Source organism: Sulfidibacter corallicola (assembly GCF_017498545.1).
Taxonomy (GTDB): domain Bacteria; phylum Acidobacteriota; class Holophagae; order Acanthopleuribacterales; family Acanthopleuribacteraceae; genus Sulfidibacter; species Sulfidibacter corallicola.
In genome coordinates this window covers 9,807,546-9,822,407 of sequence record NZ_CP071793.1, presented here as the reverse complement: position 1 = coordinate 9,822,407, position 14,862 = coordinate 9,807,546, and the positions used below count along the sequence as shown (strand labels likewise).

Here is a 14,862-nt window from a genome sequence, read left to right as displayed (position 1 = left end):
ACGTCATCGGCTGAGGCCGTATCGACGGTACCGCCGCTGGATCCGTGCATCCTGGAACGAAGCTGAGAATGAAACAGACGAGGACGAACATGAACGCGAACCCTAACGCCGTTGCCAACAATCATCCACGCCTTCCCGTTACCGTTTTGTCGGGTTTCCTCGGGGCGGGAAAGACCACGCTGCTCAACCAGGTGCTCAACAATCGGGAGGGGCGCCGCGTCGCGGTCATCGTGAATGATATGAGCGAGGTCAACATCGACGCCGCCCTGGTCGAACGCGGTGGCGCCCAGCTCAGCCGAACCGAGGAGAAGCTGGTCGAGATGTCCAATGGTTGCATCTGCTGCACGCTGCGAGACGACCTGCTCGCCGAAGTTTCACGACTCGCGCAGGAGGGGCGCTTCGACTATCTGCTCATCGAGTCCACCGGGATTTCCGAGCCGATTCCGGTTGCGCAAACCTTTACCTTCGAAGACGAGAATGGGGTGAGTCTCAGCCAGGTTTCGCGCCTGGACACCATGGTCACGGTCGTGGATACGGCCAGCTTTCTGCGGGACTACAACGCCGCCGAGAGGTTGAAAGACCGGGGCGAGTCGCTAGGCGAAGAAGACCACCGTACGGTGACCGACCTGCTTATCGACCAGATCGAGTTCGCCGACGTCATCGTGCTCAACAAGCTCGATCTCGTAAACGGCGATCAGGCACTCGAGGTCGAGGCCATCGTCAAAGCGCTCAATCCTGGCGCGAAGATCCTGAAGTCAACCCTAGGACAGGTCCCGCTCGAGTACGTGCTCGATACGGGCCTGTTCGACTACGAGAAGGCGGAGAGTTCCGCCGGTTGGATTCGAGAGATGCAAGGCGAGCACACGCCCGAAACCGAGGCCTATGGGATTTCGAGCTTCACCTATCAGACGGCGCACCCCTTCGACGCCGATAAGCTTTGGGGATTCCTCCACGATCGTGAAAACTGGCACGGTGTGCTGCGCTCCAAGGGGTTCTTCTGGGTCGCCGCCGACCACCGGATTGCCTACGAGTTCGCTCAAGCCGGCGGCGTCAGAAAAGTGAATCCCGCCGGGATGTGGTGGGCGGCCATGCCCCGCGAGCACTGGCCGCACCCGAAGGGGCAGCGCCCGGACGAGCAACCGGGCTGGCATCCGCGCTTTGGGGATCGCGTCCAGCAAATCGTCTTTATCGGCCAGAAGGTGGACGAAGCGGTCTTGCGCGCCCGCCTCAATGCGTGCCTGCTCGACGACCACCTCGCCTCCGCTGACAGCAGGGCCTGGGCACAGCTCCAGAACCCGTTTCCCGATCTTCCCATGCCCGAGTAGCCAGGGGAGGCGGGGACAGTCCCCCATAAATAACTCGATCGAAAGGTGTTGTGCGTACCTGTCCCCGAGCGCCCCAGCAAATCGTCTTTATCGGCCAGAAGGTGGACGAAGCGGTCTTGCGCGCCCGCCTCAATGCGTGCCTGCTCGACGACCACCTCGCCTCCGCTGACAGCAGGGCCTGGGCACAGCTCCAGAACCCGTTTCCCGATCTTCCCATGCCCGAGTAGCCAGGGGAGGCGGGGACAGTCCCCCATAAATAACTCGATCGAAAGGTGTTGTGTGTACCTGTCACCGAGCACCCCCCCGAGCCCCCCACCAGCCCCCGGGCCCGTGGCGCACCCAACACAGCTTGATTTCTGCGAAATAGGCTCGCTGTACAAGGAAAGGCGGGGCACGCCGTAGGCCGCCCCGCCGGTTTGGATTTGGGGGAGGTGGGGACAGTCCCCCATAAATGACTCGATCGAAAGGTGTTGTGCGTACCTGTCACCGAGCACTCCCCCGAGCCCTCCACCAGCTCCCGGGCCCGTGGCGCACCCAACACAGCTTGATTTCTGCGAAATAGGCTCGCTGTACAAGAAAGGCGGGGCACGCCGTAGGCCGCCCCGCCGGTTCGAATTTGGGATCACAGGCGATCAGGGGAACTGAGGACCGCGCAACGAGGAACGTCCGTTTTCGCCGTACTTGCGCAAGTAGGTCGAGAACCGAGTGTCCGGGGTATCGAGCAGGAGGATGGCACCGGTGAGATCTTCGGTCTCGAAGAGTTCGGAGAGTTTCCATTCTCCGGCACCGTTACCCTCCATGGGCAGGGTCTTGACTTCCAAGCTGCTGCCGTCGGCCGCAAACAACTCCAAAGTCAGCTCGAACGGGTTTTCCGGGTACAGGGGCGCAAAATGGAGCACCGTGTTCTCGGCCTCACCCAAGTCGATGAATTGGGCGAAGGGGCCGGTATCGAAGCCGTTGGGCAGGGCCAACATGGCCGGTGAGTGGCCGCCGGAGCCACGTGCGTCGCGGACCAGAAGCGATCCGAAACAGGCGCCGCCACCCTGCACCACCAGCGTGATGGGCCCTTCCATGGGGAAGTCGACGTCGGGCCGAATCACGGTGGAGCCCTTGGCGACCACCGCTCGCTCCATGACCCGAGGCTCGCCACCCTGGGTCGAGAAGGCCGTGATTTCGAAGGCCGCATTGCGGTTCTCGGCATTGAACAGGTGGATCTCGCTGCCGGCGCGATCGGCCCCCAACGGCGCCACGTAGAGCCAGGGGGAACTGAAGTAGGGCTGTGCCGTGGTCATGGCCAGCTCGGCCCAACCTTCGAAGCGGAAATGGCTGCCGCAGATCCGGGCGTACTCGGGAGCCCGCGCGATCAGCGAGAGCGTGTCCATGCCCATCGCCTCGGGGAAGGTCGCCGGAATGACCACCGGATGGGGGCGCGCACCGGTGAGCGTCACCGTCCGTTCGCCGACCATGCGGCCGTCGGGCCCGCGCAGTTCCAGGCTGACCGGCGTTTGGGCGTCGTCCGTCGCATTGGCCACCGTCACCACCGCGACCGCCGTGCCCGCCAATCCGGTGAACGCGATTTTGTTGGTCATGGCGCTGAAGCTGCTGCCGTTGACGGCCCCGACCGCGCCGGCCGAGGGGCCCGCCACGTTGGCGGTTTGGGCGGAAAGATGCACGTCGACCGTGTAGGCGTGCAGGTGCAGGCTGTAGCGGTCACTGCCGGGGAACAGGTCGCCCGCGCTGAGGGTGCGTTGCTCGCGGGCGTCGAGATCCAAGCCGTTCAGGACGTCACCGCCGTCGCCGGCCGCCCGCAGCACCACGCGTTGGGGTTCTTCCGAAGCGTTCCATACCGTGATCGTGCTTTGGAATCGGTCGTTGTAGACCACCCAAGGCAGGGACCGCACCTGGGCGGGCAGGCGCGCCGCCTGGTGGCAGTCCAGATCGAAACCCGGTCGCTGCGGCAGGAACTGGAAAAAGGCCATGTCCCGTTCAAGCAGCGTCGCGATCAACGTGCAGTTATGTTCGTCCAGTTGGTTGTGGGAGATATCCACCGATTGCGCATGGGTGTAGTTGAGCGGGCCGATATCGGGGATTCGGGTCAGCATGTTGTCCGAAAGGTTCAGGTTGAACACCAACTTCGGCAATTCGGGCAGCTCGCTGAGCAGGTTTCCGGACAGGTTCAGACTGGTCAGCCCCAAGCCTTCCCCGACCAGATCGGGCACCGAAGTGAGTCGGTTCCCGCTGGCGTCCAAATGCTCCAAATAAAGCAGGTGATTGATGCGCGGCAATGCGGTGAGCCGATTCTCCGCCACGTTCAGGCTTCCGAGATGACGCAGTGCTTCGATGGCTTGGATATCCGTCAGTTGGTTTTTCTCGAGGCTCAGCCTCATCAGCCTTGGCGGCATGGCCGGCAATCGCGTCAGGTTGTTTTCGGCGGCGTCGAGGACCGTCAGGTTCGGCAGGCGGTCGATGCCGGTCAAGTCCGAAATGGCCCGTCCGGAAAGATCGAGGGAGGTGATTCGGGCCGCTTCCAACATGTCCAGGTCGCCGTTCTGGTCGGCATCGGCCGACTCGAGAACGGCCATGTGTAAAATGTTGTCTTCAAAGAAGATGAACTGTTCGGCGCAGGTGAGGTCGCCGCCTTCTTTGACCGGCTCGAGCGTCAAGGCGGTCCACGCACGCGCTTGCAGACTGGCCAGGCGGCCGCAATTGGAGGCCGCCAACGGGTTGTCGCGCAAATCCAGCGTGTGCAGTTTGGCCGAGAACCATTCGGGAATCGAAGAGATCTCGTTGTCGGCGGCGTCGAGGGTCGTCAGGTTCACCAGATAGCGCAACCCGGTCAGGTCGGTGATGTTTCTGCCCGAAACATCCAGCTCCGTGATCGCTTCGGCTTCGGTGATGTCGATCTCCCCGTCGCCATTGTCGTCGTAATCCGCCACCAATGCCTGCTTGAACGCCGGATCGGCGAAGGCAATCGGCGCCTGTCGACGAGGGATGCAGGACCGCGCCGCGATGCGCCCGCGCACGTGGTCCCTGACCCGCTCGTGAAACTCCAGGATCTCCACGCCCGCGGTCTGCATGAAGCAGTAACTCATGATCGTGCCGCCCTCCTCGGGCAGCTCACCGGTAAAGGTGGGGCAGCGATCGATGGGCGGCAGGTAGTCGTGCGTATGGGGACTGCCGTGGTTGTGACCCAGTTCGTGGGCTACCAGGAAAATGTCGGAGGTATCGTTGGGATCCTCGAAGAAGGAGCCGTAGAACGAGCTGCGGCCGTAACCCCAGGTCGTGTTGCAGAGCACGTCGATGAACCCGACGCCGTAGGAACCCTGGGCCGAGAACAGGTGGGTCAGGGTTCGCTGGATGTCGCTCTTGCCGTTGGCGGGATCGTTCCAGTGGGCCTGCACTTCCTCGATGCCGCTGTATTCCCAGGGATCCTCCTGCGGATAGGCGGCGAGGTAGACGATGCGCAGTTCCGCATTGAAATCGCGTTGGTAGATGGCACTAATGGCGGCCACACTTTCGGCGACGGCCGCCGTCATGGTTTCTTCGGAGCCGAATCGTTGAAAGAGATCGGTATCGGTTTCCAAGGCCAGATCGATCACCGCCGTGCCCTGGTCATCGGTCTTCACGGCTGCGGCCGATTTGGCCGCGCCATCGATTGCGGGTCCCGCCAATGCGCCGGAACGACATTCGAACGGCCGAGCGGAGGCTTTGCCGTAGGAAAGCCGGCCATTGCGCCACTGAACACCCATGAAGCCCTTGGCCGAGCGGATGAAACCCTGGTAGGTGCCCCCGGGACGACGAGCAAGGAACACCAATTGGCCCTCGGGGGTCTCACCCCAAAAAAAGCGGTGTTGCGGAGCCGCGCTCCTGCGTTTCCCGGTGTGGTGGAACACCTCGATGACGGCGTCCTTTTTCCAGACGCGAAACGGTTTGAGGCGAAGGTCGTGCACCCCTTGCGGCGTGGGGAACGCCGGTAGGGTCAGGTGAGATCGTTTGTGAGCCGTGGGTTGCCGGGAATAGCTGAACACCAGCGGCTCGGAGCGCTCGATGGGAGCATTCACGCTCATCGATCCGAGCAGGACAAGCAAGCTTAAAAGCATTGAAAAACCACCTTTCAGGTTGATTGAGGCATTGAGAAAGGAGTGGTACATAGGAATCAATTGAAAACGGCGTGAAACACCGTTGCATGGATATGAGTGAAATACCTGGAAATTCGTACTTTCCCCTACAACGAATTCACAGGGTACCCATCACCGAAGTCGATGGTCAGGTCGTTGGGGCTTGGTGACGGCCGATTCTTCCGAAAAAGTAGGCTCGAAATTGGTTCGGGATCCACCGGCCATCCGGAAAAAGCCTAGCCCTGGCGCGAGGGTGGCGGCATAGAAAATGGATGGTGATCGCAGTCGATTAAAGCTGCTCGTATTTTTTTCCGACACGGATATTTAGTCTCTGCCCGAAAACGATGATTTTTTTCGATGTCGCGCTTGAATCGACCCGGCACCGAATGCAGATCGGTAGCGGCCCTCAGGTGGCAGGTTTGAGTTAAATACATGCAGATATTGGTATTGCTGAAGCCAGGCACCTGAGACGCAAATGTGTGTTCCTCCAGAATCCCGTCCCGGGCGTCGGCGATGATTCGGTTTTGGCGGGCACGAGCAAATCACCTGATCAACCGTCACCCAACAAGGCTGCCTGGGCGCGAAGGTGCCTCCGGCGGATCGCTCGGAAGGGAATAGCTCAATTGGGCCCCTGTTTTCAGTTTCAGGGCGGGCTCGTCACCGGTCGATCCCTTGGCTCGCCATTCATGCGTTATGTGAGAAGAGCCGCGGATTGGTATTTTTGATTCCGCAAGGCGTTAGGAGCCGCGATGTGTTGAGGAGAGCCATTGACGCACCATTGCTTTTCACCTGGCTGCTCCTTCTTCCTGTCCTGGCGCAGGAGGAGCCCTTCGCGGACGAAGAGTTCGATACCTGTCTCGAGGATCTGCTCACGCTCGAAGTCATCTCCGCGACCCGCCGTTTGGAAAAGGTCGTTCAGGCTCCGGCCACCATCGACGTGGTGACCATCGAAGAGATCAAGCGCTACAACTACCGCGATCTCAAGGACGTGCTCAAGCACATCATCGGTGTCGAATGGGTGTTTCCCGGTTCCTGGCTGCAGGGAGGACAGCGGGGCAACGCCTCCAACTTCGCCCAGACCAAACTGCTGGTCAACGGTCGCGAAACCAATGTGCCGTGGACGGGGGAAGCCTTCAATTCCAATCAGTTCATGCTCAACAACGTGCGTCAGATCGAAATCATTTCCGGTCCGGCTTCGGCGCTGTACGGGGCAGATGCCTTTGTGGGCATCATCAACATCATCACCACCTCGCCGGAAACCGACGGCAAGGACTATCAGGTCACCGCCGCGGTCGGCGAGGGCGATCGACGCGAAGTCAGCTTTTTGGGAAACTACCTGGGCGGGCCATGGCAATTCGCGGCCGCGGCCTCGTTGTTCCGGCACGAGCGCAGCCATGGGTCGGACTTCACCCTCACCGATGCGTTCTCACCCGTCAACCGCGAGGTACGGCAGGATTTCCGCGACCGCGGCCTGCGTTATGTGGACCCCGATCAGGGCACGCAAATCAGTATCGATTTAGATTACCAGCCCAGCCTCGCCCACCATTTTCAAAGCGGATTCCTGTTTTTCAAGAATCAGGACGGTGGCGGTCAGGAACAGAACCTGGTGCATTTCGAGGGGTTTCACGATCGGCGGGAACAGGAACACTACTATTTCAGTTACGACTACGCGCCCCACAACGAACTGCTGATTCACCTGGAATACCACTATTTACACGAAGATGACTTCATCAACTTCATCCTCGATCCCGACGACGAGGAACTGGCGCTCGATCCCGTGCCGCTGCCGGACAACCACGTGTTCAACGTGGAGGACTCGCGCCTGACGAACTACACCCTGCAGGTCGATTGGGAACTACCCGCTTTGAAGAACTACCTGATTTTCGGGCTTCAGCGACGGGAACTCGAAAGCGGCGATCCGGTTTCGCTCAACATCACCGAGAACCCGACCTTGTTTCCCAATCCCGACCTGCCGCCCGATTTTTCCGACGACGTGCTGAACCAGACCAAGAATGCCGTCTTTGTCCAGTCGCAACAAGCGTTGATGAACGAGCGGCTCTAATTGCTGGTAGGGGGGCGCCTGGACGATCACAACACCTATGGTTCCATCACCAACATTCGAGCCAGTTTGAGGTGGCAGTTCACCGACCTCCACGGGGTGCGGCTCAACTTCGGCGAGGCCTTCCGCGAGCCCACGATTTTCGAACTCAACGATAGCGACGGCCTGGCGCCGATCGAGATGGAGACCACCGAGCTCACCTTTTCCTATGTGGTGCCGTCGCGGTTGGTGGGCAGTCTGGTGTTCTGGAACAACGACCAGACCGGGGACATCATTTCCACCAGCTCGGGTTCGTTCATCAATGCGACCGATGTGACGCGCAAACGCGGTATCGAGTGGCGCAACACCTGGGAGCACCGGAAATGGACCGGCTATGTGAACGCCGCCTGGACCGAGGATCGCTCCTCGGAGAAATTGTTGAATGTGGCTGAATACAAGTGCTTTACCGGAGTGACCTGGTCACCGGACAGGCGCTTCTATGCCTCGCTGCAGGGCCGACTCGCCTGGAATACCAGTACCCGGGCGGTCGATGCTTCGGGCGGCGAATCGATTTTCGAATTGGACGATTTTCGCGAAGTCCATTTCCACCTCGGAATTCGGGACCTGGGAATCGCTTCGGGCGACCTCGAGATCGTCCTGTCCGGAAGGAACCTGTTCGACCGTCGAAACGCGTTGCCCAACACGCGGAGCACCGATCCCCTCCAGTTCCTGGATGAACGCCGGTCCTTTTACCTCAAGGCCTTCCTGCAGTTTTGATTCTCCGATCGCGGCGATCCGAAGAGGGCGCTCATTCGTGCCCTCCGCGTGATTCGTGGAGAAAGAGCAACCACGCCACGAACCACTTGGGGGGACACGAACGAAACAAAGCCGGAATGACCCGAGAAACAGGGGGAAACCGCTCGGGCGGCCAGGTGAATCAGGGCTTCAGAAACCCGCCGTCCGGTCTCGGGTGCCGGTAGACCCGGTGAACGCCGCACCGGTCCAACTCGATCGTTTCCTCGTGAACCGCGCCCAAGCGAAGGGCGACGGCGATCGAGGCCTGGTTGTCGGGGGCGATGTAACTGACCAGGGTATCTCTCTTCATGACCTGAAAGGCGTAGGACCGCGATTTGGCGGCCGCCTCGGTGGCGTACCCGCGGCCGTGCTTTTCCGGCATGAGCCAATAGCCGACTTCCAGTTCCGGCCACCCTTCGGGGAACCACAAGCCGGCGGAACCCACGAAATCGCCCGTCTGTTTCTCTTCGAGGGCCCAAAAACCGTAACCCCTCAGGACCCAATGACCGACGATGGCCGCGAAACGCCGCCACGCCTCACTTCTCCCACAGGGACCACCGATGAATTTGGCCCAGCGCTCCTCCTCGAGATAGGTGGCGAACGCTTCGAAGTCTTCCGGCCGCCAGGGTCGCAACAGCAGCCGTTCCGTTTCCAAAATGATCATGAAGACACCTCGTATGTTGGAATCGAATTCGCGTCGATTCTGTACCCGTTTCGGTCAGGCGTATTGGACGAAATTGACCGATTTTTGAAATTGGCCGGGGGTGATGCCGAACACCCGTTTGAAACAGCGAATGAGGTGGCTTTGGTCCGAGAAGTCCAGGTCGTAGGCGACCTCCGCCGGCTTGTGGCCTTGAAGCAGCAGCGCGCGTGCCTTGCTGACCTTGCCGCTGGTCTGAAGCTGATGGGGCGCCATGCCCAGGTGTTTGCGAAACGCCCGGCACAGGTACTCGGGGTTTCGATCCACGTGGGCGGCGAGCTCTGCAAGGCTCAGGATGCGGTGATCGTGGTTCTGAATCAGGGCCAGGGAGCGACCCAAACAGTTCGACCCACTTTTGGCCCGTGAACCGCGCGACTTCAGGTATTGGCGCAGGTGCAGGTAATCCAGGATGTCCGAGAATCGCGCATCCCGTTGCGAGGTTCGATCCGGACGATCCAACACGTCGAACAAGGCCAGCATGCGTCGGGCCAATTCAGGGTCGAGGACCACCGCCCGCGAAAAGTAAGGCTCGCGTCCCCAGGATCGAAATCCGAGCGCCTCGCTGCCGAATTGAACCGAAAAAAACGCCACGCCGCCGGGCCCCTGGGCCACGTTGCGGTGGGGCTCCCAGGGATTGGCGAACATGACGCTGCCGATGGGCGCTTCCTGGAGTCCTGTCCGCACCTGGAACAGTTGCGGTTCCCGGATGACCAGGGCCATCGAGAAGGCCTGGTGGATGTGCAGGGGATAGGCTCGATTCGGTAGCGTGACTCGGGACATTTCGACACAGGCTTGGCCCTTGCCGTGGGAAAAACGACGAACGGCGTAGGGCGCGCCTTCGGTATGCATGATGTCTCTCCAAAGGACTCGTTCATCCTCGTCGAACCCCGGCTCGTGAGAGCCGATCATTTCGGGACCGAACCACGGCGCCTTTTGCCGGGGCGCCATCGCCGAAGGGGCTGAACGCGGCTCGTGGGCCACTACCCATTCAACTGCGCGAGTTGGATTTGTTGTTCTTCACTCAGTTCCTGCGTTTCCCGGCAGTTGGGGAACTTGCTGCAACCCCAGAACCAATTATCCGGGCCCTGACGAAGGGTCATCGGGTGGTTATTCTTGCACTTTGGCGCTTGGCGTTCGATTGCGGCGAGCCCTTTGTTCCGCGTCTGGGCCTGGATTCGGGGGAGTTGTTGTTGGAGGGCGCGCATTTCCCTGGCGATGCGTTGCTCCAGCTTCATGCCCGCAAATTCCGATTGAATCTCCTTCAGCTCGGTGACCGCGTCGTTGAAATCGGCTCGGTCGGAAATCAAATCAAAATCCTCGACCAACTCCAAAAACCGGGTGAGCAGGTCCATACGGTGGCCCCAAAGCTTGAGTTGCTCGATCTGCGCGGCGTCGAACAGGTCGGCCTGCTGGCGATAGGCGCTGCGCATTTGCTCCAAGACTCCCGAGATGCGACCGATGACCTGTTCTTCGAAGGTCGAGGCGTGACAATATTCGGTCAATTCGGCCTGCAGCCTCGCCACGTCCTCGCGGGTCCAGACGCGGCGTTCGGCCTGCGGAGGTGCTTTTGGTGCCGGCACTTCGGGTTCCGGATCAGGTCGCCGATAGGGGCGTGTCTCGATGAGTGCCCGAAACTTGGCACCGGGCAATCGCCTGATCTGAGCTTCGCGAAACACCGCGGCCGGCTTGTTGCGGGCGGGCTCCACGAAGACGAGTTGGTAGGAGGCTGCACCCATGCCGACCTCTCCGGGTGGGATGCCGTCGCGTGGGTTTTTCTCGACGCGTTCCAGATCCTCCGTGTGGGAAACCACGTAGTGTCCGTCGCTGGATAAAAGTATGTAGGTGTACCAAGGCCGGGGTTCCATCGCATGCGCTCCATGATGAAGAGTTCCTCATTGTAGCAATGATTCTGGAAGCCCCTAGCACCCGGCCCAGAAAGTGAGGTGACGACCCAGGTGGCTGGGTAGGGCACGGGGGAGGGGACAGTCACGTGTAAGTCGCTTGAATTATGATGGATACGACCTGATTGGGAATCAGGGGCGAAGTGGGTTGTTTTTTTGTGAAAAAAATCGAAAACCCGGGGAGACCGAAATCCAGGAAGGCGGCGATCACGCTGAAACGCGTGGGTCACCCGGAGATCGGTCACCCGAAAGCGATGAGGTGGGGAGCATGTGGCCATGTGGGCGGAGCATGTGGGGGACAGTCACGTGTAAACGGCTTGAACCGTGGAGGATTCACCCGGGCGCCATCATTCCGCGCGGCGAGCCGCGGTCTTTGGCGACAGCCGCGACTTCGCCCCTACCGCTTCGTGTAAAGATTGGAAACAAATAAGTAAAAGAACGCATTTTCCTTCACGCTGATCGAAAAAGGGATTGCCGAATCCGCAAGCCTCTGTGTTAGGATCCGCGCTTGTGCCTTTTTCGACCCCCGCGTCGAGGCCACAAAATTCAGCGACACCGTTTCGATAAACGTCACCCGACGCCACCCGGCACGGCGACTCGAAGTCGAGTCGCCCGTCAGCCGTTTTCTCGAAGACCGAGCCGCCAAAGGGGCGGCCGGAGTCATGGGAGCGATCGGCAGGCGGACTTTTCTCTCCGCCACCACCGTTATCGGACGGCACCTCTACGCCCCAAGGATGATCGATGTTTGTTTCTCTGCGCAATAGTTGGTTCAGCAATACCCGAGGCGATTTGCTCGCCGGCCTGGTCGTGGCCCTGGCCCTGATTCCGGAGGCGATCGCCTTCTCGGTCATCGCCGGGGTCGATCCCAAAGTTGGCCTCTATTCCGCGTTCTGTCTCGCCGTCACGGTCGCCCTGTTCGGCGGCCGGCCCGGCATGATTTCGGGCGCCACCGGCGCCATGGCGCTCCTGATGGTCACCCTCGTCAAACAACACGGACTGCAATACCTGCTGGCCGCGACCATCCTGACCGGCGTCCTGCAAATCGCCGCCGGTTTCCTCAAACTCGGCTCCCTGATGCGCTTCGTCTCGCGTTCGGTGGTGACGGGCTTCGTCAACGCTCTCGCCATTCTGATCTTCATGGCGCAGTTACCGGAACTCACCGGGGTGACCTGGCACGTCTACGCCATGACCGCCTGCGGCCTTGCGATCATCTACCTGTTCCCCCGGCTGACCAAGGCGATTCCCTCGCCCCTCGTCACCATCATCGTCATGACCCTGGCCGCCATCACCATGAATCTGGACATCCGCACCGTCGGTCACCTGGGCGCACTTCCCGACACCCTGCCGGTCTTTCTGTTCCCGAACGTACCGCTCGACCTGAAAACCCTGAGCATCATTTTTCCCTATTCGGCCTCCCTGGCCGTGGTCGGGCTGCTGGAGTCGCTGATGACGGCGACGATCGTCGACGACATGACCAACACCCCCAGTGATAAAAACCGCGAGTGCACCGGTCAGGGCATCGCCAACATCACCGCCGGCCTGCTGGGCGGCATGGCCGGGTGCGCCATGATCGGACAGTCCGTCATCAACGTCAAATCCGGTGGCCGCCAGCGGCTTTCTTCCTTCTCGGCCGGGATCATGTTGTTGATCATGGTAGTGTTCCTCGGCGATTGGGTGGCCAGGATTCCCATGGCCGCGCTGGTTTCGGTCATGATCATGGTCTCGATCGGTACCTTCAACTGGGAGTCGTTGCGCAACCTGAAGAAACATCCCACCAGCAGCAGCGTGGTCATGGTGACGACCGTGCTCGTGGTGATCGCCACCCACAACCTGGCCTATGGCGTGTTCATCGGCGTGCTGCTCGCGGCGGTGTTCTTCGTCAACAAGGTGGCCCACACCAAAGATGTCAGCTCCACCCTGAGCGAATGCGGCACGGTTCGCACCTATCGCGTCATCGGCCAGGTGTTTTTCGCCTCGGCCGACAAGTTCGTGGCCTTCTTCGACTTCAAGGAGTCGCTGGACAAGGTGGTCATCGACCTCACCCAAGCGCACTTTTGGGACATCACCGCCGTCGGCGCCCTGGACAAGGTCGTGATGAAGTTCCGCAGGGAAGGCATCGAACCGGAGATCATCGGGCTCACCGAAGCGAGCGCGACCATCGTGAACAAGTTCGCCATGCACGACAAGCCCGGCATGACCGAAGATTTCGCCGGTCACTGACACCTTCCGATCGAAACACCCGTGCCCGATCTTCCGGGCACGGGTGCCGGTGTCAGTCGCGAACCACGACGAAGACGCGATTGCTGCGTTCACCGTCCGGGGTTTCGATCAGGAATTCGATGTCCTTGTCGATGACCGAGGGGTGGGCGTCCTGGTACCAGCGGAAGCTCACCTCGTACAAGGTGTGGCGTTTCCCGTCGTTGTCGATGAAGTTCGAGGTCTTGCGGTTCAAATCTCTCAGGTTGGGGTTGGCGAGCACGTCGTAACCGGGTTCGATGCCACCCTGACCGTCGCCCACCCGGATCGCCTCGATTTCGGAAAAGGCCTTGAACACGTAGGTGTTCCAGGAGCGATTGGGCATTTCCACGGAAAAGGCGTCGTTGAGGGTGAGGTGCTTGCGGTTCTCGGTGGTGTGGTAGTTGGTCTTGTGCTCGACCCAGGCCTGATCGAACAACAGCGATTCCTGGATGTTCTTGTTCCAGCGGCCTTTGAAGGGATCGAGGCGTGTGCCGTAGTGGATGTATCTCGTGTGGATGTGGGTGACTTCCAACCCGGTCAAGCCACTGTTGCCGACTTGGGCCAAAACCTGACCGAACTGGACGAAATCTCCGGGTTGGACCAACACGGAGTGCTGCTTCAGGTGCCAGAACGAGACTTGGTACTTGTTGAAGGAACTCTGGTTGGTGGCATCGCCGTCGAGATAACAAACCAGGTCCAAGCTGTTGCCGGCACTCCAGTTGTCCGGAATGTCGGGGTTGACGTCGTTGACCGAGGTCACCTCGACGACGGCACCGCGAGGGAAGGGATTGATCACTTCGTTTTGGCCCCAGTTGCGAAAGCTGACCAACCAGTCCACCGCGTCATGGGGGTTACCCTGATCGGTGACATAGGTTTTCTTGCGGGAATGGTTGTCGTAGGGGATCAGGGGGTCGCCCGACCGCGGCCAAGAGTCCTTGTGGTTCAGGTAGTTCCAAATCCCGAAGTAGTCTTCGGTGTTCAGGGGGATTCTCGTTTTGGGTAGGTAGGTCGCGCGGAATCCCTTGGGATCGTTGAAATACAGCGTTCTGACATCGCCCTGGTAATGTCGCAGGGGGCTGTCGAAGTAGTAGTCTTCGAATCCGGGCTGCGCTGCAGCCGGCACTTGGGAGGCGACCGCCAAGATGGCAGCCGTCACCCAGATCCATTGGCGCGTGATGGAAGCTCGGGAACGCTTGTTTTCACAGTGGTGCATCGATGCATTCTCCCTAAAAATCATAAAAAATCATAGATGGTGCGAACGAAGCGCATGGGAAGGCACACTTCGGGGGCGTCGGCGATATGCCGATGGCGGCGCACGAAGGGCCTGGCCGTGGACGTCGCGCATTCGCGCGAAACGGCCGATCATGCGTTGTTCCTTTGTGGGTTGAGGTCGGGGATACGTTAGACGTTCGAACGATACGATTCATGGTTGGGACCGAGCACCGCGATCGGGAAGGGATGCTTCACCGACCGGGTCCGGCCTGTCCCTGGTCTCCGCCGCGGTTGTCGCCCACCTCGCAGTGTCGCCCCGTGCGCACGTTCCCCACGAGTGGGGCTGACGGGTGGGCGGTCACTGTGACGTGAAAAGGGTCTCGGGGTGTGACGACGAAGCGCGAAGCCAAAGGGCGCGCATATGAGTAGTGGCGGAAGTTGCGCGCGTTTTGTTGTAGGGAAAACGTAAATTTGACGCTTTTTTGTTTTGTATTTTGGCGAAAGATCTGGGCCCCTTGGGTTTGGAGGCGCTGAC

At 60.3% G+C, this 14,862-nt stretch carries 10 protein-coding genes; 5 read left to right on the top strand and 5 right to left on the bottom strand.

What is annotated here, in order from left to right; translation table 11 throughout:
• Positions 1 to 89 precede the first annotated feature (89 nt).
• Together zigA and J3U87_RS29775 are read left to right on the top strand one after the other, a co-directional pair.
• Positions 90 to 1,325 carry a zinc metallochaperone GTPase ZigA gene (zigA, locus tag J3U87_RS29780; RefSeq protein WP_237379437.1) on the top strand — a complete coding sequence of 412 codons (1,236 nt, stop codon included), beginning with the start codon at positions 90 to 92 and terminating at the stop codon, positions 1,323 to 1,325.
• Positions 1,326 to 1,375: 50 nt separating this feature from the next.
• Complete coding sequence (locus J3U87_RS29775; protein WP_237379436.1) at positions 1,376 to 1,552, top strand: GTP-binding protein; 177 nt, start codon at positions 1,376 to 1,378, stop codon at positions 1,550 to 1,552.
• A gap of 405 nt (positions 1,553 to 1,957) precedes the next feature.
• Here the strand turns inward: J3U87_RS29775 and J3U87_RS29770 are convergent, their stop codons facing one another.
• On the bottom strand, positions 1,958 to 5,386 hold the full coding sequence (locus J3U87_RS29770) for a M12 family metallo-peptidase (RefSeq protein WP_237379435.1): 3,429 nt from the start codon (positions 5,384 to 5,386) through the stop codon (positions 1,958 to 1,960).
• 811 nt (positions 5,387 to 6,197) lie between these two features.
• Between J3U87_RS29770 and J3U87_RS29765 the strand changes: the two genes are divergently transcribed.
• Positions 6,198 to 7,505: a TonB-dependent receptor plug domain-containing protein gene (locus J3U87_RS29765; protein ID WP_237379434.1), complete on the top strand. Its 1,308-nt coding sequence runs from the start codon at positions 6,198 to 6,200 to the stop codon at positions 7,503 to 7,505.
• A complete protein-coding gene (locus J3U87_RS29760) occupies positions 7,506 to 8,258 on the top strand; it encodes a TonB-dependent receptor domain-containing protein (protein ID WP_237379433.1) in 753 nt (250 codons plus the stop codon). It abuts the gene before it with no gap.
• Between the two features lie 160 nt (positions 8,259 to 8,418).
• On the opposite strand, the gene J3U87_RS29755 is transcribed toward J3U87_RS29760, so the two are convergent.
• The 3 genes from J3U87_RS29755 to J3U87_RS29745 form a co-directional block, all read right to left on the bottom strand.
• Positions 8,419 to 8,940, bottom strand: coding sequence for a GNAT family N-acetyltransferase (locus J3U87_RS29755; protein ID WP_237379432.1), 522 nt, complete (start codon positions 8,938 to 8,940; stop codon positions 8,419 to 8,421).
• A 54-nt stretch (positions 8,941 to 8,994) separates the two neighbouring features.
• Positions 8,995 to 9,825: a helix-turn-helix transcriptional regulator gene (locus J3U87_RS29750; protein WP_237379431.1), complete on the bottom strand. Its 831-nt coding sequence runs from the start codon at positions 9,823 to 9,825 to the stop codon at positions 8,995 to 8,997.
• Positions 9,826 to 9,956: 131 nt separating this feature from the next.
• On the bottom strand, positions 9,957 to 10,841 hold the full coding sequence (locus J3U87_RS29745; protein WP_237379430.1) for a hypothetical protein: 885 nt from the start codon (positions 10,839 to 10,841) through the stop codon (positions 9,957 to 9,959).
• A 777-nt stretch (positions 10,842 to 11,618) separates the two neighbouring features.
• Between J3U87_RS29745 and J3U87_RS29740 the strand changes: the two genes are divergently transcribed.
• Entirely contained in the window at positions 11,619 to 13,097 is a 1,479-nt protein-coding gene (locus J3U87_RS29740; protein WP_237379429.1) for a SulP family inorganic anion transporter, read from the top strand.
• Between the two features lie 52 nt (positions 13,098 to 13,149).
• Here J3U87_RS29740 and J3U87_RS29735 read toward each other — a convergent pair whose 3' ends face one another.
• A complete protein-coding gene (locus J3U87_RS29735; RefSeq protein ID WP_237379428.1) occupies positions 13,150 to 14,328 on the bottom strand; it encodes a M23 family metallopeptidase in 1,179 nt (392 codons plus the stop codon).
• Between the last annotated feature and the right edge of the window lie 534 nt (positions 14,329 to 14,862).

What these genes read in the sequence shown, in the direction of transcription:
- J3U87_RS29750 (WP_237379431.1), bottom strand. Translation starts at nt 9,825, where the DNA reads ATGCATACCGAAGGCGCGCCCTACGCCGTTCGTCGTTTTTCCCACGGC.
- J3U87_RS29745 (WP_237379430.1), bottom strand. Translation starts at nt 10,841, where the DNA reads ATGGAACCCCGGCCTTGGTACACCTACATACTTTTATCCAGCGACGGA.
- zigA (WP_237379437.1), top strand. Translation starts at nt 90, where the DNA reads ATGAACGCGAACCCTAACGCCGTTGCCAACAATCATCCACGCCTTCCC.
- J3U87_RS29755 (WP_237379432.1), bottom strand. Translation starts at nt 8,940, where the DNA reads ATGATCATTTTGGAAACGGAACGGCTGCTGTTGCGACCCTGGCGGCCG.
- J3U87_RS29740 (WP_237379429.1), top strand. Translation starts at nt 11,619, where the DNA reads ATGTTTGTTTCTCTGCGCAATAGTTGGTTCAGCAATACCCGAGGCGAT.
- J3U87_RS29735 (WP_237379428.1), bottom strand. Translation starts at nt 14,328, where the DNA reads ATGCACCACTGTGAAAACAAGCGTTCCCGAGCTTCCATCACGCGCCAA.